Raw genomic sequence first — 20199 nt, 5'->3', positions numbered from 1 at the left:
TTCCGTCGGTATAGGCAGAAATCCGCGCCTTTCGATTTGGGTGACCTTGCGTCGCTTTTGTCGCGGAGACGGTATATTGATGCATTGCGGAGAATAGTTTAATGGTAAACTAATTTTCAATCGACCTGCGCCGAGAGGAACACATGGCAGCACAATCTTTTGATCTGATCGTAATCGGTGCCGGTCCCGGCGGATATGTCGCTGCCATTCGCGGCGCACAGCTGGGTCTGAAAACCGCTGTTGTCGAACGTGAACATTTGGGGGGAATCTGCCTGAACTGGGGATGTATCCCGACAAAGGCGCTGCTGCGGTCTTCCGAAGTTTTCCACCTGATGGAACGCGCGAAGGATTTCGGCCTGAGCGCAGATAAGGTCGGCTATGACCTCGACGCGGTTGTCAAACGCTCGCGCGGAGTTGCAGCCCAACTGTCGGGCGGAATTGGACATCTTCTGAAGAAAAACAAAGTCACCGTCGTGATGGGTGAGGCAACAATCCCTGCCAAAGGGAAAGTCAGCGTCAAAACCGACAAGGGGACCGAGGAACTGACCGCCAAGAATATCGTCCTGGCCACCGGTGCCCGTGCGCGCGAACTGCCGGGCCTCGAGGCCGACGGCGATCTGGTCTGGACATACAAGCATGCGCTGCAACCACCGCGGATGCCGAAAAAGTTGCTGGTCATTGGTTCCGGCGCAATTGGCATCGAATTTGCCAGCTTTTACAACACGTTGGGTGCCGACACGACCGTAGTTGAAGTCATGGATCGGGTTCTGCCGGTTGAAGACGCGGAAATCAGCGGTCTGGCGAAGAAGGCATTTACCAAGCAGGGCATGAAGATCATGGAAAAAGCCATGGTCAAGCAACTGGATCGCGCGAAGGGTAAAGTCACGGCCCATATCGAGGTCAAGGGCAAGGTCGAAAAGCACGATTTTGATACCGTGATTTCTGCCGTGGGCATTGTCGGAAATGTTGAAGGCCTGGGGCTCGAGGCGCTGGGCGTCAAAATTGACCGAACCCATGTTGTGACGGATGAATATTGCCGCACCGGAGTCGATGGTCTTTATGCGATTGGTGATATCGCCGGTGCGCCCTGGCTGGCGCACAAGGCCAGTCACGAAGGTGTCATGGTCGCAGACTTGATCGCAGGTCAGCACACACACCCGGTGAAACCTGAGAGCATTGCGGGATGCACCTATTGCCAGCCGCAAGTTGCATCTGTCGGCTATTCTGAAGCCAAGGCAAAGGAACTTGGGTATGACGTAAAAGTCGGCCGCTTCCCCTTCATCGGTAACGGTAAAGCCATCGCTTTGGGTGAACCGGAAGGTCTGATCAAGACCGTCTTCGACGCCAAAACGGGCGAACTGTTGGGGGCTCATATGATCGGCGCGGAAGTCACCGAACTGATCCAGGGCTATGTTGTGGGGCGTCAGCTGGAGACCACGGAAGAAGATTTGATGAACACGGTCTTCCCGCATCCGACCCTGTCAGAGATGATGCATGAGAGCGTTCTCGATGCCTATGGGCGTGTAATCCACATGTAGCGCATCAGGGGGCGCTGCCCCCGCCGCCCTATGGGCGACTCCCCCGGGATATTTTTGAGCCAGATGAATGAAGGATCCCCAGTTCATCTGGCCCCAAATATCCCGGAGCGCGAGACAGAGCCTCGCCTAAAACCGGTTCAGCGTGTCAGGGCGTCAAGAATACGGGCCCATGAGCGGATGCCTTTGTGAAAGCTTTTCACGTCGTATTTTTCATTCGGTGAGTGAATAGCATCATCGTCATTGGCATACCCGACCAGCATCGAATCCAATCCCAGAACCGTATCGAAATAGCCAACCACAGGGATCGATCCGCCCATGCCGGTGAAGACCGCTTCGCGATCCCATTCATCCGAAAGCGCGCCGCGCGCCGCTTCGAATTCAGGGCGGTCAAGGTTCATGACCGAAGCAGGGGATCCTTCCAGATCGTTGTCCCAGATAACTTTGGCATCGGGTGACAGGCGGTCTTCGACATGTTTGCGGATTTTGTTGCGCAACGCGTCAGGGTCCATGTCGCCCACCAGACGGCAGGTGATTTTGCAATGCGCCTCGGACGGGATAACGGTTTTCGATCCCGCGCCGTTGTAGCCCCCCCACAACCCGTTCACCTCAAGCGTTGGGCGCGCCCATTGCTGTTCCAGCGTGGAATAACCCTTTTCACCATGCGGCTGTGTGTACCCGACCGAGTTCAGGTATTCGGCTTCGTCAAATCCGCAGCCCTCCCACTGGCGCAACTGTTCGGCGGGAACTTCGTGGACGCCCTCATAGAAGCCATCAACCGCAACGCGTCCAGTTTCATCGTCATAGAAAGAGGCGACGATTTTCGACAACTCCCGCAAAGGATTCAGGCCCGGGCCGCCATAGTGGCCCGAGTGCAGATCGATGCGGGGGCCGACGATGGTGAATTCGTCTTTCAGCATTCCGCGCAGCTGCGATGCAATCGAAGGCACACCGCGCGATACCATGGATGTGTCGCAAACCAGGGCCAGGTCAGCCTGCAATTCCTTTTTGTTGGCCTCAAGGAACGGCACCAGCGATGGCGATCCAGACTCCTCTTCACCCTCGAAAAAGAATGTTATGCGGCAGGGCAGTTTCCCGTGAACCGCTTTCCAGGCGCGGCAAGCTTCGACAAAGGTCATCAACTGGCCCTTGTCGTCCGAAGAGCCGCGCCCGCGAATGACCTGACCATGTTCGGTGTCTTCCAGCGCCGGGTCGAAGGGATCGCGGTTCCAGAGGTTCAGCGGGTCGACCGGCTGCACATCATAGTGACCATAGAAAAGAACATGCGGGGCGTCATTGTCGTCACCAACATGACCGACAACCATGGGGTGACCAGGTGTCACGCGTTTTTCGGCGTCGATACCGATACTTTGCAGGTCGGATACCAGCCAATCTGCCGCCTGATCGACCTTTTCCTTGAAGGCCGGGTCTGTCGAGATCGAGGGGATGCGAAGAAACTCCATCAGACGGTCGATAGAAGTGGTCAGATCGTCGTCGATCCTGCTCAGAACAGCGTCAAGCGACATTGCTTTCTCCTGAATGGTTGTGAATTTGCGCGGAGCCTACCAGTGCTGGCCGCGCCGTCCAGTGTGTATCGACGGGAATTTGGTCTATACTGATGAAATCGAAGTGCCAAACACGGCGGCCTGCGTCGTTTCCTCGCGTCTGATGGCCGTAACTTTACTTGTCTGCCGTTGTGATAGGGGATAGTTGATGCAAATCAAAGTGGCCCGCCCCGCAACACGGATAGGCAGACGGGGTAGGAACCTGGCCGCTATGGCCTGAAAAGGTGCCAGTTGATAAAGTAAGTTACCCGGTTGTGGACGACCAGATCGGGGTGCAAGGAGAGACCGGTGGATTATACAGCTCAGCTCGATTCAGCGATTGCCAGGCTACATGAAGAAGGGCGCTACCGGACCTTTATCGACATCGAGCGTCGCAAGGGCCATTTTCCCCATGCTGTACGCACTTGCCCGGATGGCTCGCAGCAAAACATCACGGTTTGGTGCGGCAACGATTATCTGGGGATGGGCCAGCACCCGGTTGTTCTGGACGCCATGCACGAGGCGGTGGATGCCGCCGGAGCAGGCTCGGGCGGAACGCGCAACATTTCAGGCACGACGGTCTACCACAAACGGCTGGAAGCTGAACTGGCTGACCTGCACGGCAAGGAAGCTGCGCTGCTGTTTACCAGTGCTTATATCGCCAACGATGCGACGCTCAGCACGCTGCCGAAACTGTTCCCCGGTCTGATCATCTATTCCGATGCGCTGAACCATGCCTCGATGATCGAAGGCGTGCGCCGCAACGGCGGGGCCAAGCGGATCTTCCGTCACAACGACGTCGCACATCTGCGTGAGCTGCTGGAGGCTGACGACCCGGCCGCGCCCAAGCTGATTGCATTCGAATCCGTATATTCAATGGACGGCGATTTTGGCCCCATCGAAGAAATCTGCGATCTGGCCGATGAATTCGGCGCGCTGACCTATATCGACGAAGTGCATGCGGTTGGCATGTACGGCCCGCGCGGCGGTGGCGTGACCGAGCGTGATCGCCTGGCGCATCGCATCGACATTATCAATGGAACGCTCGCCAAGGCTTATGGTGTGATGGGTGGGTATATCGCCGCCAGCGCAAAAATGTGCGATGCCGTGCGTTCTTATGCGCCGGGCTTCATCTTCACCACCTCTCTGCCGCCTGCGGTTGCAGCCGGGGCGGCGGCTTCGGTCGCTTATCTCAAGCGGGCGCCCGAACTGCGCGAACAGCATCAGACGCAGGCAAGCATCCTCAAGCTGCGGCTTAAGGGGCTTGGTCTGCCATTGATCGATCACGGCAGTCACATTGTTCCGGTGATTGTCGGAAATCCGGTACACACGAAAAAGCTGAGCGATATGCTGTTGGACGATTACGGCATTTATGTGCAGCCAATCAATTTCCCAACTGTCCCCCGTGGAACCGAGCGTCTTCGGTTTACCCCTTCTCCAGTGCATGGTCCGAACGAAATGGACCGCCTTGTACACGCTATGGACGAACTTTGGTCACATTGTGCGCTAAATCGCGCCGAACTTGCAGGTTAATATAACACCAAAGTGTGCAACGTGTTTGACGCGTGTTAAGCTAACGGCAACAAAAGCATCGGACGAATCGTTTTGGGGATGATTCGCCGTTAGCGTGAAACACACGCGAAGGCAGAATGGGGCAGCAGGAATGATTGGGCGCAGATCTCAGCGCGATTCCGAACAGGATACCGACGTCAGACCGAAGGGTTTTGACGACTACGAGGTTCGGCTGGGTGATGTGATGCGTGGCGAACGCGCCACAATGGGCAAGTCGCTTCTGGATGTTCAGCGCGAGTTGCGGATCAAAGCCAACTACATCGCTGCGATAGAAAACGCCGACCCTGACGCCTTCGACACGCCCGGCTTTATCGCCGGGTATGTGCGTTCTTACGCGCGTTATCTGGGTATGAACCCGGATGATACCTTCGCCGCGTTCTGCCAGGAAAGCGGGTTCGAGGTTGCGCACGGCATGTCGGCCGAAGCTTCGGTCATCCGCAAGGGTACAGGCAATCTGCCATCCCGGGGACCGATGGGCCGTGACCCGTTTATTTCTCCGAACACACCGTATCTGCCCGGCAGGGAATCGTTCGTAAGTCAGATCGAGCCGCGCGCCATAGGATCTTCACTGGTTCTTGTGGCTGTCATCTGCGGCATTGGATATGGCGGCTGGTCGGTTCTGAATAGGATTCAGCAGGTTCAGGTCAGCCCGGTCGAACAGGCACCGGTGGTTCTGTCCGACCTTGATCCCTTGGATGCCGCGCGTTCGAAAGAAGATGTTCAGGAAGTGGCGGCACTGGAGACACCCAGCGCCGAGGCACTGGACCGCCTTTATCGCCCACAGGCTTTGGACGTTCCGGTTCTGGTCGCGCGTGACGCACCGATTTCGACCCTTGATCCGCGGGAAGTGGGCGCCTTCCGGCCGCCGGAGCTGCCCGAAATTCAGCTGGCCGAAGTTCACACTGTCGAACGCCCCTCGCTGCCGCAGGTGGTCGAACAGATCGACACTACCCTCAAGATCGTAGCTGTAAACCCATCCTGGATGCGGATCACGGCGGCGGATGGCAGCATTCTGTTCGAAGGGACGCTGGGCACGGTCGAAAAAGGCAGTACATTCCAAGTGCCGCTGACCGAAGAACCGCCTCAATTGCGGGCAGGGGCATCGGGCGCGGTTTACTTCTCGATGAACGGTGAACACTTTGGTCCTGTTGGGGCACCCGGTACAGTCACCAAGGGTGTCGTGCTGTCGAAAGACGCGGTGGCCGAGCGGTTCCAGGTTGCCGACCTTGAGGCAGAACAAAACAGTGCGCTCAAGCAACTGGTCGCCGAGTTGCAGACGCAGGCGGCAGAAACTCCGTCCGAGTGATCTTGCCATTGCGATAGCGCCGTTGCCGGACTATCTAAAGTCGCAACTCTGGCTGTTCTGGACCCGTCCTCATGTCGCTCAATCACGTTCGTCCGTGGCGTAACATCTACCGCCGCAAATCCCGTCAGATCATGGTCGGAGATGTCGCCGTAGGTGGTGATGCACCGATCGCGGTTCAGACGATGACGAACACCCTGACAACGGATGTGGCGGCCACTGTGGCACAGGTGCAAGCCGCAGCCGAGGCCGGCGCGGACATCGTGCGGGTGTCGGTCCCGGATGAGGCGTCTTCGAAAGCGCTGAAAGAGATTGTGCGCGAAAGCCCGGTACCGATTGTGGCCGATATCCACTTTCATTACCGCCGCGGCATCGAAGCCGCTGAAGCCGGCGCTGCCTGCCTGCGGATCAACCCCGGCAATATCGGCGACGAGAAACGGGTGAAAGAAGTAATCAAGGCCGCGCGCGACCACAATTGTTCGATCCGGATCGGCGTGAACGCAGGTAGCCTGGAAAAGCACCTGCTTGAAAAATACGGCGAACCATGCCCCGAGGCGATGGTGGAAAGCGGGTTGGAGCATATCCGCATCCTGCAGGACAATGATTTCCACAACTTCAAGATCAGCGTAAAGGCCAGCGACGTGTTCCTGTCCGCAGCGGCCTATCAGGGCATTGCCGAAGCAACGGACGCCCCGATCCATCTGGGGATCACCGAAGCTGGCGGACTTGTCTCGGGTACAATCAAGTCCGCAATCGGTCTGGGCAACCTGTTGTGGATGGGCATTGGTGACACGATCCGTGTCAGCCTGTCGGCTGACCCGGTCGAAGAGGTGAAGGTAGGATACGAAATCCTGAAGTCGCTGGGCCTGCGCCATCGTGGGGTGAACATCATCTCGTGCCCCTCCTGCGCGCGGCAGGGGTTCGACGTGATCAAGACAGTCGAAGCGCTGGAACAGCGTCTTGAACACATCAAGACCCCGATGAGCCTTTCTATCATCGGCTGTGTCGTGAACGGCCCCGGAGAGGCGCTGATGACCGATGTCGGCTTTACCGGCGGCGGGGCAGGCTCGGGCATGGTATATCTGGCCGGCAAGGCCAGCCACAAGATGTCGAACGATCAGATGATCGACCATATTGTTGAACAGGTCGAGAAGAAGGCGGCTGAGTTGGATGCCGCGCTGGAGGCTGCCGAGTAAACCAGAGGTCAGCGATGTATGAAAAGGCAATTGAACAAGGCGGTGTCGCCGTTGTCACTGGGGCGGCCAGCGGTGTAGGGCGCGTTGCTGCCCTTAGGTTTGCGCAAAGCGGGCTTAGCGTCATTCTGGCGGATTTGCCGGGGGACAAGCTGAACGAGGCCGTGGCCGAGGTCAGTGCCAGCGCTTCCGAGGGTGCGCAGGTCATTGGTGTTGCCACCGATGTCTCCAAACAGGAAGACATCGACGCACTGGCCGAAACGGCCTTTGCAACCGGTCCGGTTGCAGTTCTCATGAACAATGCCGGGGTCGGTCTGCCGACCAAAGCGTGGTCGGAGATGGAGAACTGGCTGAAACTGCTGGAAATCAACTTTCTGGGCGTGTTGCGCGGCGTTCAGGCCTTTCTGCCCCGCATGATCGAGGCGGACCGGCCGGCAGTCGTGATCAATACCGGATCAAAGCAGGGTATCACGACTCCGCCCGGCAATCCCGGCTACAATGTGAGCAAGGCCGCCGTGAAAGTGCTGAGCGAGCAGTTGGCGCATGAGTTGCGCGAGGCGGGCGCACCGATATCGGTGCATCTGTTCGTTCCGGGCTTTACCTACACCGGGATGATCGCCGCCTTTCTGCCGGAAAAGCCTGCCGGGGCCTGGACAAGCGAGCAAACGGTAGATCATTTCATCCATCGTATGGCGGACGGGGATTTCTACATCCTTTGCCCGGACAATGACGTGGACCAAACACGCGACGCGCGCCGGATCGCGTGGAATGTCGAGGATATCACCCAGAACCGTCCGCCCTTGTCCCGATGGCACCCCGACTTCGCCGAAGGCTTTGCAAACTTCGAAAACACCGGGAAAAAGTAAAAAAGGCCGCGCGCAGCCATCCCTTTGCGATTGATGATGCAGCGTCGGGCCGAACGCATTGTAGGCGCGACGCCATGTCGAAAAGCAGCGCCCGAAGATATCTTCGGCCGCTGTCTGCGACGGATGTCAGCTATGCGTACAAGGCCGCCATTCAGTTTTTGGGTGGTTCGTAGGGGTCCGGCGTTCCTGGGGGGATCGGAGGAAATTCCTCGAATGTAGCAAGGTGTTCCTGTAGCTGTGGCAACGCCTTTTCGACTGCCCAAGTGTGCGGGAAGAGCACGCTTTCGCGTTCATGCGGATCATTCAGAAGGTTGTAGACCCTTGGTGTGTCGAAGGACTCTGTCGCTCCAAAAGCCGTAGTGTTCTCTTTGAACAGAACTTTCCAGTCCTTCCATTTTACACCGAATATCTGTTCGCCCATGTAAACGATCACGCCTTCTCGGTTCGATCTCGGCTGGACGCCCAGAAAGAACTCGGACTGGTCGATGCCATCAATTGCCCGGTCCTCCGGCACTTTGCCGCCTGCGAATGCCGCCAGTGTTGGATAAAGATCCATCGAGTGGACAACGTCATTGCTTTCTGAACCAGCGGGAATCTTCCCCGGCCACTTGATTGCGAAGGGCACGCGCATGCTTCCTTCGAGGCTGGTGAACAGAGTGCCCCGCCAAGGCCCCGCAGTGCCATGTACCGCAGGAACTGGCGAGACATTGGCGTTTCCAACCGGAAGAGCCTCGGGGCCGTTGTCTGCAGTAAATATCACCACGGTGTCGTCGGATACACCTGCCGCCTCGATCGCATCAACGATGCGCCCGATATAGGTGTCTGTTTGAAGTAGAATGTCGGCCCAGACGCCGTTTCCAGTGGTCCCTTCAAATTCTTCGGACACGATGTTTGGATAATGGGTCTGCGTGTAAGCAAGATAGATGAAGAAGGGTGCATCTTCCGCACTCTTGGCTTTGATGAAATCGATGGCCTTGATTGTCAGGTCGCCATCTATCTCGCCGCGATAGTCCAAGTCATAGTCCCGCGCAACGGTCGCCGGTTCGCCCGCAATTCCCTGCATGACAACAGGCTCTTCCATGTTGGCTTCGGCAAAGCCCGCAAGCGAACGCCAGACCGTGACGTCCGTGGTTTCAACACCGTAAAACTCGTCGAAGCCTTGGTTCGTTGGAAAGCGGCCTTCGGTCCAGCCTAGGTGCCACTTGCCGTACATGGCCGTGTTATACCCTGCTTCCTTAAGCATCTCGGCCATTGTGATTTCCCACTGGGTCAGACCGTAAACGCCACCTCCAAGTGGGACTGTATGGTTGCCACTCCGAATGCCGTAACGACCGGTCATAGTCGCTGCACGGGAAGGAGTGCACTGACTTTCCACGTTGAAGTTCGTAAGCCTAAAGCCCTCAGCGGCCAGAGCGTCCATTTCCGGAGTGGCTGTGCCACGAATTATTCCACCGCCGTTGAACCCTGGCTCACCCCATCCAAAGTTATCGAGAAATATAAAGACAATATTGGGCTTGTCCTGAGCCGAGACGACAGTGCCCATTAGAAGAGATAGCAACAGTAGGAATGTTCGCGAAAACCGCTTCATGACGACGCTCCAAACAAATATCATTCGTTCGAGACTGGCGAAAAAGGGTGCCTGCGGTCAAGAATGACAGTCAGTTTCGGGCTCGAAGCGGCAATTGCGCTTCGAGCCTTCAAGGTTCTCACATGCACCATTTACCGCAAAGGTCTGGCGCGCGAAGCGGCCTATTCTTCAATGAACATCAAAGGGTAATCCCGGAATCGTTACCCTTGTTCGGCCCGAACACCGTCCGCAATCTGTTGCATCTGGTCGGCAGGCAGGTAGCCGCGCAGAAGTTCTGTGCCCAGCACGAACGACGGGGTGCCGGAAATCCGCATGCGTTGCGCCAGTTCTCGGGTTTGGGTGATCTCTTTGGAAACCGCGTCACTGTCCATGGCGGCGATGATGTCGTCGGTTTCAAGACCCAGACCATCCGAGAGACGACGTAGCGTGACTTCGTTGGGTTCGCCTGTGAATTCAAGCAGCGCATCGTGCACCTGCTTGTAGGCATCTGCACCTGCGACATGTTTGGTCGCCACGGCAAAGCGCGAAGATATCATCGAAGCTTCGCCAAGGATTGGGAACTCCTTGATGATCAGCCGGATGTTCCCGTCTTCCGCCAGCAGAGCATCCACTTCGGGAACCGCACGGCGGCAGTACCCGCAGCGATAGTCCATGAACTCGACCAGAGTGATGTCGCCATCGGGGTTTCCGCCCACCCAGCTATAGCCGTCATTGAACAGTTCCTCGGCATTGGCTGCGACCAGTTCCTGGTCAGCCACGGCCTCGGCGGCAGCGTTGCGCTGCTCCAGAATGTTGATCGCCTCGAGGATCACCTCGGGGTTTTGCAGCAGGTATTCGCGAACCTGTGTACCGAACTCGGCCTTTTCGGCGTCGCTCATGTCGTTCAGGTCCAGCGCCTGCACCGGTCCGGTGATCAGGGAAAGCCCGACAAGGGCCATGGCTGCATGTCTGAGGATCATCTGCGTTTCCTTTTCTTTTCTACCTGTTCCGAGGCTATCAGCACATCCTGCGCCCTTTGCCACCCCGGAGACCCTTCGGGCAATTGCCTTATGGCCCGTTTTGCGTGGATGCCTGCATCGGCCATGCGACCTTGCAGGGCGTATCGTTCCGCTGTCACAACCGCGGCCATTCCGTTGTTGCCGACCTGAGAATAGGCAACCCCCAGATCCTGCATCAGCCGACCGTTTCGATAATCGCGCGCGCGGGCTTTTTCAAGCGCTTGCAGGGCGTTCTCGGTTTGCCCTTGCGCCAGCAGCGCACGCCCGTACCCGGCGAGGATAAGTGAGTCGTTCGGGGCCATTTCAACAGCACGGCCGTAGGCGGCAACAGCCTGATCCATCTGCCTGTTTTCCAGCAATATTTGCCCCTTGAGCTCGTAGTAGTACGGATCGTCCGGGCGAATGGCCAGTGCCCCGTCAATCGCCGCGCGGGCGGCCGCAAGATCTCGGTTCTGGTGGTGCGCTGCTGCCTGGCGCATCAGGCGAATATCCTCCGCGCTTTCCTCGCGCGCGCGTCGCATTGTCCAGGCAGGCGTTCGCAGAAACGCAGACAGCTTGCCCTTGACGCGGGCAAACCAGTAGTCGGCATTGGCGTTGTGGGTCGAGTTGTCTCCGAACTCGTCAAGAAACGCCTCGGCCGCGCGCAGGCGTTCCCGGCTGGTGGGGTGGGACCGTGTATAAGGATCCTGATTTGCCTCGCTCAGCAGTTCCTGGCCTGCAAATTTGCGATGCAGGGCCACCATGCCCTTTGGTGAGATGCCCGCCCATCGCAGATAACCCGCCGCGCTGCGGTCTGCCGATGCCTCTTCGGCGCGTGTATGCCCCAGAAAGCTGCGCAGGGCCGAACCGGATGTCCCGGCAGCGATGCCGCCCGCTGCTTCGCCACCGCCCGCTGCGGCGACAATCAGCGCCAAAGCGGTTCCCAGAGAAGCATTGCGCTTTGCGGCGCGCAGGTTTTCCACACGTCTGGCCAGATGGCCATTTGCGATATGTGCGGCCTCATGTGCGATGACAGCCTGCAGCATCTCGGGGCTGTCGACAGTCAGGATCAGCCCGTAGTTCACGTAGATGGCGTTGTAGTCGATGACGAAGGCGTTGAACGTCTTGTCGTGGACGACCAGAATCCGCACCCTGTTCGTGTTCAGTCCAGCCGCCCGCAGCACCGGAAACGCCAGTTCCCGTAATCCATGTTCGATGTCTGGATCGCGGATCAGGCCCTGTGCCTTGGCGGGAACAGCGCCCGTTATCCATGTCACCGCAATCAGCAACATGGCCGGGATTGACGCCAGCCTGGATACGCGTTCAAAAGCCATGGCCGCAACATGGGAGATGGCCATGAGAAACTCAACCCGATCCGGGGTCGATCCCTTCATCGTGATGGATGTGATGGAAGCCGCGCGCCGCGCCGAAGAAGCAGGGCGCCATATCATCCACATGGAAGTCGGGCAGCCTGGGACCGGTGCCCCCAAAGGCGCAGTCGAGGCTTTGGCGTCGGCCATGGGTCAGTCGCCGCTGGGCTATACCGTTTCGCTGGGCCTGCCGGCGCTGCGGCAACGGATCGCACAAATGTATGGCGAGTGGTACAATGTCGATCTGAACCCGGACCGGGTGGTGATTACGCCCGGATCTTCCGGTGGGTTTCTGCTGGCGTTCACCGCGCTTTTCGACAGCGGCGATCGTGTCGGTATCGGCGCGCCAGGCTATCCTTCTTACCGACAGATCCTCAGGGCGCTTGGGCTGGTTCCGGTCGATCTGCCGACCGCGCCGGAAAACCGCCTGCAACCCGTCCCGGCGGATTTCGCGGGGCTTGATCTGCAAGGTTTGATGGTAGCGTCCCCGGCAAATCCGACCGGTGCCATGCTGGATCGACCGGCTATGGCCGCGCTGATTGATGCGGCCCACGGACAGAACGCGTCATTCATCAGCGACGAAATCTACCACGGCCTGGAATACGAGGCCAAAGCCGTCACCGCGCTGGAACTGACGGAAGAATGCTACGTCATCAACTCGTTCTCCAAGTATTTCTCGATGACCGGCTGGCGCGTCGGATGGATGGTGGTGCCCGAGGACCAGGTGCGCGTGGTCGAGCGGATCGCTCAGAACATGTTCATCTGCGCCCCACACGCCAGCCAGGTCGCGGCGCTGGCCGCGATGGATTGCGAGGACGAACTGCAAGCCAATCTGGACGTCTACCGGCAAAACCGAGCCCTCATGCTGGACGGGCTGCCCAAAGCCGGATTTACCAATATCGCACCGCCGGACGGCGCTTTCTATGTTTATGCCGATGTATCGGACCTGACGCAGGACAGCCGCGCCTTTGCGGCTGAGATTTTGGAACAGGCCGGTGTGGCGGTGACGCCGGGGCTGGATTTCGATCCCGAACGCGGCCACAAGACCCTTCGATTTTCCTATGCCCGCTCGACGGCGGACATACAGGAAGGGTTGCAGCGGCTGCGCAGCTTCATGGCGGCACGAGGGGCCATCCCGCAGGCAGTGTAACCCGTTCACAAACCGGCGCTGGTACAGTAGGGTCTGCGCAACACGATCTCGGGAAAACTTGAGGCCATGAGCAGACTTTTCTATGCCTTCGCGCTGATCTGGGCGCTGACGGGCGCTGTCGCAGCGCAGGATTTCAGCGCCCTTGCGCGCGTGCAGCCGGACCAAAGCCGTATCACGGATGTCGGCCGAACCGGCGTGAAGGTGGATATCGGGCTGAGCCAGGGCGTGCCTTACCGCGTTTTCACATTGCGGGATCCGTATCGCATGGTGCTTGACTTCCGCGAGGTCGACTGGACAGGTCTGATCAGCAGTGAATTCCTGCAATCCGAACGGATCAGTGGGGTGCAGTTCGGCACTTACGTCCCCGGCTGGTCCCGTCTGGTTCTGGAACTTGGTGCGCCGATGGGTGTCGATACGGCGCAGTTGAAGCTGGATCAGATAACAGGCACTGCGGTGTTGTCCCTTATGCTCAAGGGGGTCGAGTTCGACTTGTTCAATGCCAGCGCCGGTGCTCCTCAGGTTCCCGGTTGGGATTTGCCTGAAGCGACCGCCCCACTTCCGGCGGCGCCGCGTGATCCCGACGGACCCATTCGCGTCATGCTGGACCCTGGGCATGGCGGCATCGACCCGGGGGCCGAGGTTGGCGGCACCGATGAAAAAACCCTGATGCTGACCTTTGCGCGCGAACTGAAAGAGCTATTGCTGCGTTCAGGCGGGTATGAAGTGGTTTTGACCCGCGTCGAGGACCAGTTTGTTTCGCTGGAGCGGCGAATTGCGCTGGCGCATCGGGCCGGTGCCGATGTGTTCATCTCGCTGCACGCGGATTCCCTGTCGGACGGGCAGGCGCATGGTGCGGCCGTGTATACCCTGTCAACTGACGCATCGGATGTTGCCAGCCAGAAACTTGCGGAACGTCACGACCGGGGCGACCTTCTCTCGGGGGTGGATCTGAACGGGGCCGACGATCAGGTGGCGGACGTTTTGCTGGACATGGCCCGTCAGGAAACCAGACCGCGCACCAACGCATTGGCGCGGGCTTTGGCCAATGGCATGGCGCAGCAAGGTGGTCCGATGAACCGGCGGCCCGTCCGTACGGCCTCTTTCTCGGTTCTCAAGGCGGCGGACATTCCCTCGGTGCTGGTCGAACTGGGTTTTCTTTCCAGCCCCAGAGACCTGAAAAACCTGCAAAATTCCGAATGGCGCGCGCAAATGGCGCGTGGGATTTACAACGGTCTGGAAAACTGGCGACAGCAGGATGTGATCAGACGCTCATTGATTGGCCAGTGACCCCGCGTCGCAAACAGGCTAGAATACGCCATGGTGTTTTGACCTGGCGTGGGGCCGACACTATATAGGCCGCACCGCGAGTAAAAGGCAGTACAGTGATCCGGTTCATTCTTTCGTTTTTCGGGGCGATCTTCAGCCTCGTGACCCTGGGTATCTTCATGGCGGCACTGGTCATCGGTGCGGTCTTCTGGATGTATGGGCGCGACCTGCCCAGTCATGAATCACTGGCGCAGTACAAGCCGCCCACGATCAGCAGGATTTATTCCGGTAAAGGGCAGCTGATCGACGAATTCGCCCAGGAGCGCCGCCTGTTCACGCCGTCCGAGGAAATCCCGGATCTTGTGAAGCAGGCCTTTATTTCGGCGGAAGACAAGAATTTCTACACCCATCAGGGCTATGACCCGCGCGGGATAATTGCTGCGGGTGTCGAAGCGGTGAAATCCAAAGGTGAAAACGTGCGCGGCGCGTCCACCATCACGCAACAGGTCATGAAGAACTTTCTGTTGTCCGGCGACCGGCAGGCCGAACGCAAGATCAAGGAAATCATCCTTGCGACCCGGCTGGAAGACACTCTGGACAAGGAACAGATCCTCGAACTTTACATGAACGAGATCTTTTTGGGCCAGAACTCTTACGGTGTGACGGCTGCTGCACAGACGTATTTCAACAAGACGCTGCAGGAACTGGCCCCGCATGAGGCCGCCATGTTGGCTGCCATGCCGAAGGCGCCGTCAAACTACCATCCGGTTTTGCAAAAGGAACGCTTGCTGGCGCGTCGCGACTACGTGCTGCGGGAAATGAACCAGAACGGCTACATTGACCGGGCTACCTATGAGGCCGAGGTCAACATGCCTTTGCGCTCGGTACAGAACGGTGACTTTGAAAGCTTCCGCACGGCATTGCCGCCCCGTGACTATTTCACCGACGAAATCCGCCGCCAGCTAAGCGAAGATTTCGGCGAGGGTGAATTCTTTACCGGCGGCTTCACGGTGCGTGCGTCGGTGGACGAGGAAATGCAGGTCGAAGCTGCCAAGGCCCTGCGCACGGCCCTGCAGAAATACGACCGCTCGCGCGGGAAATGGCGCGGTACGGGTGAGGTGATCCCGGAAGAAAAACTGGCCGAGGAAGCCCAGTGGCGCGAGGCGCTGGCCATCATGGAAATTCCGCGCGATGTCGAATTGCCGACCCAATGGTATCCGGCTGTTGTGATGAATGTGGCCGATCAGTCGCTGACCGTGGGTATCGAAAACGGTCCGGCAGACGGAACCATTCCACGCGAAGACATCAAATGGATGCAGGGCAGTTTCAAGGACAATTTCAAGCGCGGCGATGTCATTCTGGTGATGGCCGGGGAAGAAGGGCAGTGGTCTGCCCGCCAAGTGCCTGAGGTGCAGGGCGGTTTCGTCGCGATGGATGTGAACTCGGGCCGTGTTCTGGCGATGCAGGGCGGGTTCTCGTATCAGGACTCGGTGTTTAACCGTGCCACGCAAGCTCAGCGTCAGCCGGGGTCCAGCTTTAAGCCTTTCGTCTATGCCGCCGCGCTGGACAGTGGTTACAGTCCCGCCACCATCGTTGTGGACGCCCCGATTGAGGTGAACACGCCGCAGGGTCTCTGGCGGCCCAAGAACTCGTCGAACAAATTCTACGGGCCAACACCGCTGCGCACCGGGATCGAACAGTCGCGGAACCTCATGACCATCCGTCTGGCCCAGGAGGTGACGATGCCGGTGGTTGCGGGATATGCCGAACGGTTTGGTGTTTATGACCGAATGGGCGCGTTCCTTGCGAACTCGCTGGGATCGGAAGAAACGACGCTGTACAAAATGGTCGCCGCCTATGCGATGTTCGCGAACGGCGGCGAGCGGGTCGAACCCACTCTGGTCGACCGTATCCAGGACCGGTTCGGAAAGACGATCTACCGGCATGATGACCGCCAGTGTCTGGACTGCAACTCAACCTGGCTGGAACCGGATGAGTCGCCGCAGATCGTGACCGACCGCGAACAGGTTATGGATGCCATCACCGCCTATCAATTGACGTCTATGATGAAAGGCGTGGTTGATCGCGGCACCGCGTCGCGTGTTGTCAACCTGCCGGTGCCGACTGCCGGCAAGACCGGCACCACCAACGAATCCAAGGACGCCTGGTTTATCGGCTTCACCTCGAACATCGTGGCCGGCTGCTATATTGGCTACGACCGACCGCGTCCGATGGGCAGTGGCGCCTATGGCGGTACGATGTGCGGGCCAGTATTCCAAAGTTTCATGGAAAAGGCGGTCGAGAAATATGGCGGCGGTCCGTTCGAAGTTCCGCCAGGCGGGCACTTCATCAAGATTGACCGTTTCAGCGGGGCGCGCTTGCCAGAGGATGCGGTCGGGGAATATGTGGTTGCCGAGTATTTCCGCGACGGTGTCGATGGCTTCATAGACCGGATTTTCGATGGCGGCTTTGCCATGGGATCCGATTTGCCACTGTTCGAAGAAGTCAGCGGATCGGGTCGGCAGGTGACAACTTCCACCGGAAGCACAGTTACGGTCGGACCCAACGCAAGCCAGGGTGATCTGCAGGGGGGCGGACTGTACTAGTCCGCAACTTGTAGGAATAGGTTCAACAGGTCAGTTCGCTGTCATCGGTAATCTGTTCACAAGACCGCCAGCAGATCGATAGCGCACATTTGGCAGCAGCCCATTTGGCAAGCCGTTTGCATGGTACGCCCAATGCGTCCGAATAGAGCCACAGGCAGTGGCTGATTTGCGAAGGCTCGCGTACAAGTTCCGGCATGCCTTTCGGATGTCGCAGAGCGTTTGCCAGTTCGAAAGTAGCATCCCCCAGATATCCCTTTGCATCTATAACCCGAGGACCGGGATCCGATAGTAGCACGTTGTCGGTATGCAGATCGCCGTGAAGCGGGTCGTGCGTGTGCTGACTGCTTAACAGATCTTGGGCCAGCCCCGTGTCCGCAAGCAACACGATGCGTGTCAGGTCCCAACTGTCAAAAACTCGCCCGACGCATCCTTCATTCGCATCTCACTTGTCTTGTGGTGGCTCTCGCCTCTTGCTATCACGCAGGCCTGATTGAGCAAGTTGGGACAAAACCATGCGCGCCGAAACCCAGAATATTGTGGCGGAAATAGAAAAGTCGCTGGAGCTGCTGGCGAAGCGCATGGATTACGAAACGGCGCCGCACCGGCTTGAGGAATTCAACGCACGCGTCGAAGACCCGAACCTGTGGGACAACCCGGAGAACGCTCAGAAGCTGATGCGCGAACGCCAGATGCTGGTCGATGCCATCGAAACCTACGAGTCGATCAAGACCGACCTGAGTGACAATGTCGAACTGATCGAACTGGGCGAGATGGAAGAGGACGAAGAAGTCGTCGCCGACGCCGAGGACGCAATCAGGAAACTGAAGGCCAAGGCCGCCAAGAAAGAGCTTGAGGCCCTGCTGGATGGCGAGGCAGACGGCAATGACACGTTCCTTGAGATCAACTCGGGCGCGGGGGGCACCGAAAGTTGTGACTGGGCCTCGATGCTGGCGCGGATGTATGTGCGCTGGGCCGAGAAAAAGGGCTATACGGTCGAATTGCAGTCCGAGACCGCGGGTGAAGAGGCGGGGATCAAGTCTGCCGCCTACAAGATTTCAGGCCACAACGCCTATGGCTGGCTAAAGTCGGAAAGCGGGGTGCACCGGCTTGTGCGCATCTCGCCCTATGACTCGGCGGCCAAGCGGCACACGTCGTTCAGCTCGGTCTGGGTCTATCCGGTGGTAGACGACAATATCGAGATCGAGGTGAACCCGTCGGACATCCGCATCGATACTTACCGCTCTTCGGGTGCCGGTGGTCAGCACGTGAACACCACGGACTCGGCGGTTCGGATCACGCACATCCCCACGGGCATCGTAGTGACCTCGTCCGAGAAGTCGCAGCATCAGAACCGTGACATCGCCATGAAGGCGCTGAAATCGCGCCTGTACCAGCAGGAACTGGACCGTCGCAACGCCGATATCAACGCGGCGCACGAAGCCAAGGGCGATGCCGGGTGGGGCAATCAGATCCGGTCTTACGTGTTGCAGCCTTATCAGATGGTCAAGGACTTGCGGACCAATCACGAAACCTCGGACACCAAAGGGGTTCTGGACGGTGATCTGGATGGGTTTATGGCAGCCACGCTGGCCCAGAACGTTGCCGGCAAAAGCCGGTCCGAAGCGCAGGGCGACGGCTGATCACAAGGGGGCTCTGCCCCCGTCGCGGCGGGCCGCGACTCCCCCGGGATATTTTTGGCCAGATGAAGCGGATCCGTCGGGGTGCCTGGGGGTCCCGAAAAGATACATGTAAACAGTGGGTTTAATTGGCAGGTTGCCCCGGCTAGGCTGGTGGCGACCACGTTGTATCTGAGCTGATGAACTCCCATGGATCTGAGCCAAACTTCCGCCGTTGCATTGCTGTCTGCGCTGTCCTCGGGGCAATTGACGGCTGCTGAGTTGATGCGCGAAACCTTGCATCGGATTTCCAGCGTTAATGGAGAGGTCAATGCCATCGTCGCCCTGCGCGATGAGGATGAGTTGATGTCCGCGGCTGAGGCGCTGGATGCCGGTCCCCGGCGCGGCCCGCTGCATGGACTGCCCATGGCGGTCAAGGATCTGGTCAATGTGGCCGGGATTGTGTCGTCTCATGGATCGCCGATTTACCGAAACAACGTGCCCGAGCGGGACGATCTGATCGCAGAAAGATTGCGGGCTGCCGGTGCCATTGTGATCGGCAAAACAAATACACCCGAGTTCGGGCTGGGATCGCATACGTTCAATCCGGTGTATGGCGCCACGCGCAACCCGTACGACCCCGCCCGAACCTGCGGCGGTTCGTCCGGTGGCGCGGCGGTGGCGCTGGCCGCGGGCATGGTGGCCTTGGCGGATGGCTCGGACATGATGGGCAGCCTTCGCAACCCGGCGGCCTGGAACAATGTATACGGGTTCCGGCCAAGCTGGGGCCGGGTTCCGAGTGAACCGATCGGAGACGGTTTTCTGCATCAGCTTTCGACATTGGGCCCCATGGCCCGCAGCCCGCAAGATTTGGGTATTTTGCTGGACGTCATGGCAGGTCCGGATGCACGTCAGCCATTGTCTGTTGATGGTGGCGCTGTATCACCTGTGCAGCCGGCTGATCTCACGGGTTTGCGTGTTGGCTGGCTGGGTGACTGGGGCGGTGCCTTTCCGTTCGAAACCGGGATCGTCGATCTGTGCCGGTCTGCGCTGACCGTGTTTTCGGATTTGGGGGCCGACGTCGAAGAAACAAAACCGCCTTTTGACGCAAGCCAGATCTGGGACAGCTGGATTACACTGCGATCCTGGAGCGTTGCGGCTGGTCTTTTGGAACTGTCCGAGCATCGGGACGTGCTGAAGGATACCGCACAATGGGAGCTGGATCGGGGACTGGCGCTGAGTGCGATGGACGTGCATCACGCCAGCGTTCTGCGATCCGAGTGGTATCGATGTGCCGCCCGTTTGTTTGAGACGTATGATGCGCTGGTGCTGCCAACGGCCCAGGTTTGGCCTTTTGCCGTCGAAACTGCGTATCCGACCGAAATAGCCGGGCAGGCGATGGACACCTATCACCGCTGGATGCAGGTCGTCACTCCGGTCAGCCTGATCGGGTTGCCCTGCCTGTCGGTTCCTGTGGGTTTTGGAGAGAACGGTCTGCCAATGGGAATGCAGATTTTCGGGCCGCGCGGCGCGGATGCAAAGCTTTTGTCCATCGGGGCAAGCTATCACGATGCAACCGGCTGGCCCCAAAAACGACCGGCCCTGCAATAGGG

General features: G+C 58.7%; 16 protein-coding genes. 11 read left to right on the top strand and 5 right to left on the bottom strand.

What is annotated here, in order from left to right:
* The first annotated feature begins 143 nt into the window (after positions 1-143).
* On the top strand, positions 144-1538 hold the full coding sequence (gene lpdA, locus ACR0J2_RS04040) for a dihydrolipoyl dehydrogenase (RefSeq protein ID WP_480811735.1): 1395 nt from the start codon (positions 144-146) through the stop codon (positions 1536-1538).
* 137 nt (positions 1539-1675) lie between these two features.
* Here the strand turns inward: lpdA and ACR0J2_RS04035 are convergent, their stop codons facing one another.
* The gene (locus ACR0J2_RS04035) at positions 1676-3061 is read right to left on the bottom strand and encodes a dipeptidase (protein WP_480811734.1); all 1386 of its coding nucleotides are present in this window, start codon (positions 3059-3061) and stop codon (positions 1676-1678) included.
* Positions 3062-3388: 327 nt separating this feature from the next.
* Between ACR0J2_RS04035 and hemA the strand changes: the two genes are divergently transcribed.
* The 4 genes from hemA (at position 3389) to ACR0J2_RS04015 (ending at position 8013) form a co-directional block, all read left to right on the top strand.
* Positions 3389-4612 carry a 5-aminolevulinate synthase gene (gene hemA, locus ACR0J2_RS04030; RefSeq protein WP_170610341.1) on the top strand — a complete coding sequence of 408 codons (1224 nt, stop codon included), beginning with the start codon at positions 3389-3391 and terminating at the stop codon, positions 4610-4612.
* Positions 4613-4742: 130 nt separating this feature from the next.
* A complete protein-coding gene (locus tag ACR0J2_RS04025; RefSeq protein WP_480811733.1) occupies positions 4743-5957 on the top strand; it encodes a helix-turn-helix domain-containing protein in 1215 nt (404 codons plus the stop codon).
* Between the two features lie 71 nt (positions 5958-6028).
* Positions 6029-7150 carry a flavodoxin-dependent (E)-4-hydroxy-3-methylbut-2-enyl-diphosphate synthase gene (ispG, locus tag ACR0J2_RS04020; RefSeq protein WP_480811732.1) on the top strand — a complete coding sequence of 374 codons (1122 nt, stop codon included), beginning with the start codon at positions 6029-6031 and terminating at the stop codon, positions 7148-7150.
* Positions 7151-7164: 14 nt separating this feature from the next.
* Positions 7165-8013, top strand: a complete 849-nt coding sequence (locus ACR0J2_RS04015; RefSeq protein WP_480811731.1) for an SDR family NAD(P)-dependent oxidoreductase — start codon at positions 7165-7167, stop codon at positions 8011-8013.
* A gap of 151 nt (positions 8014-8164) precedes the next feature.
* On the opposite strand, the gene ACR0J2_RS04010 is transcribed toward ACR0J2_RS04015, so the two are convergent.
* The gene (locus ACR0J2_RS04010) at positions 8165-9556 is read right to left on the bottom strand and encodes an arylsulfatase (RefSeq protein ID WP_480811730.1); all 1392 of its coding nucleotides are present in this window, start codon (positions 9554-9556) and stop codon (positions 8165-8167) included.
* A 108-nt stretch (positions 9557-9664) separates the two neighbouring features.
* Here ACR0J2_RS04010 and ACR0J2_RS04005 point away from each other — a divergent pair, with 108 nt between their 5' ends.
* Entirely contained in the window at positions 9665-9790 is a 126-nt protein-coding gene (locus ACR0J2_RS04005) for a hypothetical protein (RefSeq protein ID WP_480811729.1), read from the top strand.
* A gap of 11 nt (positions 9791-9801) precedes the next feature.
* On the opposite strand, the gene ACR0J2_RS04000 is transcribed toward ACR0J2_RS04005, so the two are convergent.
* Together ACR0J2_RS04000 and ACR0J2_RS03995 are read right to left on the bottom strand one after the other, a co-directional pair.
* Complete coding sequence (locus ACR0J2_RS04000) at positions 9802-10560, bottom strand: DsbA family protein (protein WP_480811728.1); 759 nt, start codon at positions 10558-10560, stop codon at positions 9802-9804.
* The gene (locus ACR0J2_RS03995; protein ID WP_480522485.1) at positions 10557-11936 is read right to left on the bottom strand and encodes a M48 family metalloprotease; all 1380 of its coding nucleotides are present in this window, start codon (positions 11934-11936) and stop codon (positions 10557-10559) included. Before ACR0J2_RS03995 ends, ACR0J2_RS04000 begins: the two co-directional genes overlap by 4 nt.
* Between ACR0J2_RS03995 and ACR0J2_RS03990 the strand changes: the two genes are divergently transcribed.
* From ACR0J2_RS03990 to ACR0J2_RS03980, 3 genes are all read left to right on the top strand, one after another.
* Positions 11935-13098 carry a pyridoxal phosphate-dependent aminotransferase gene (locus ACR0J2_RS03990; protein WP_480811727.1) on the top strand — a complete coding sequence of 388 codons (1164 nt, stop codon included), beginning with the start codon at positions 11935-11937 and terminating at the stop codon, positions 13096-13098. The genes ACR0J2_RS03995 and ACR0J2_RS03990 overlap by 2 nt on opposite strands.
* 66 nt (positions 13099-13164) lie before the next feature.
* Positions 13165-14385 (top strand): N-acetylmuramoyl-L-alanine amidase, encoded by a 1221-nt coding sequence (locus ACR0J2_RS03985; RefSeq protein ID WP_170677552.1) that lies wholly within the window; start codon positions 13165-13167, stop codon positions 14383-14385.
* A gap of 95 nt (positions 14386-14480) precedes the next feature.
* Entirely contained in the window at positions 14481-16970 is a 2490-nt protein-coding gene (locus ACR0J2_RS03980) for a PBP1A family penicillin-binding protein (RefSeq protein WP_170610366.1), read from the top strand.
* 22 nt (positions 16971-16992) lie between these two features.
* On the opposite strand, the gene ACR0J2_RS03975 is transcribed toward ACR0J2_RS03980, so the two are convergent.
* Complete coding sequence (locus ACR0J2_RS03975) at positions 16993-17355, bottom strand: aminoglycoside phosphotransferase family protein (RefSeq protein ID WP_321252401.1); 363 nt, start codon at positions 17353-17355, stop codon at positions 16993-16995.
* A 127-nt stretch (positions 17356-17482) separates the two neighbouring features.
* Between ACR0J2_RS03975 and prfB the strand changes: the two genes are divergently transcribed.
* Together prfB and ACR0J2_RS03965 are read left to right on the top strand one after the other, a co-directional pair.
* A complete protein-coding gene (prfB, locus tag ACR0J2_RS03970) occupies positions 17483-18610 on the top strand; it encodes a peptide chain release factor 2 (RefSeq protein ID WP_170610394.1) in 1128 nt (375 codons plus the stop codon).
* Positions 18611-18796: 186 nt separating this feature from the next.
* Entirely contained in the window at positions 18797-20197 is a 1401-nt protein-coding gene (locus ACR0J2_RS03965) for an amidase (RefSeq protein ID WP_480811726.1), read from the top strand.
* Positions 20198-20199 lie beyond the last annotated feature (2 nt).

It is taken from the genome of Ruegeria sp. CG4 (assembly GCF_056537185.1).
The sequence above is the reverse complement of the archived record's forward strand: the minus strand, read 5'-3'. Positions and strand labels throughout refer to the sequence as shown.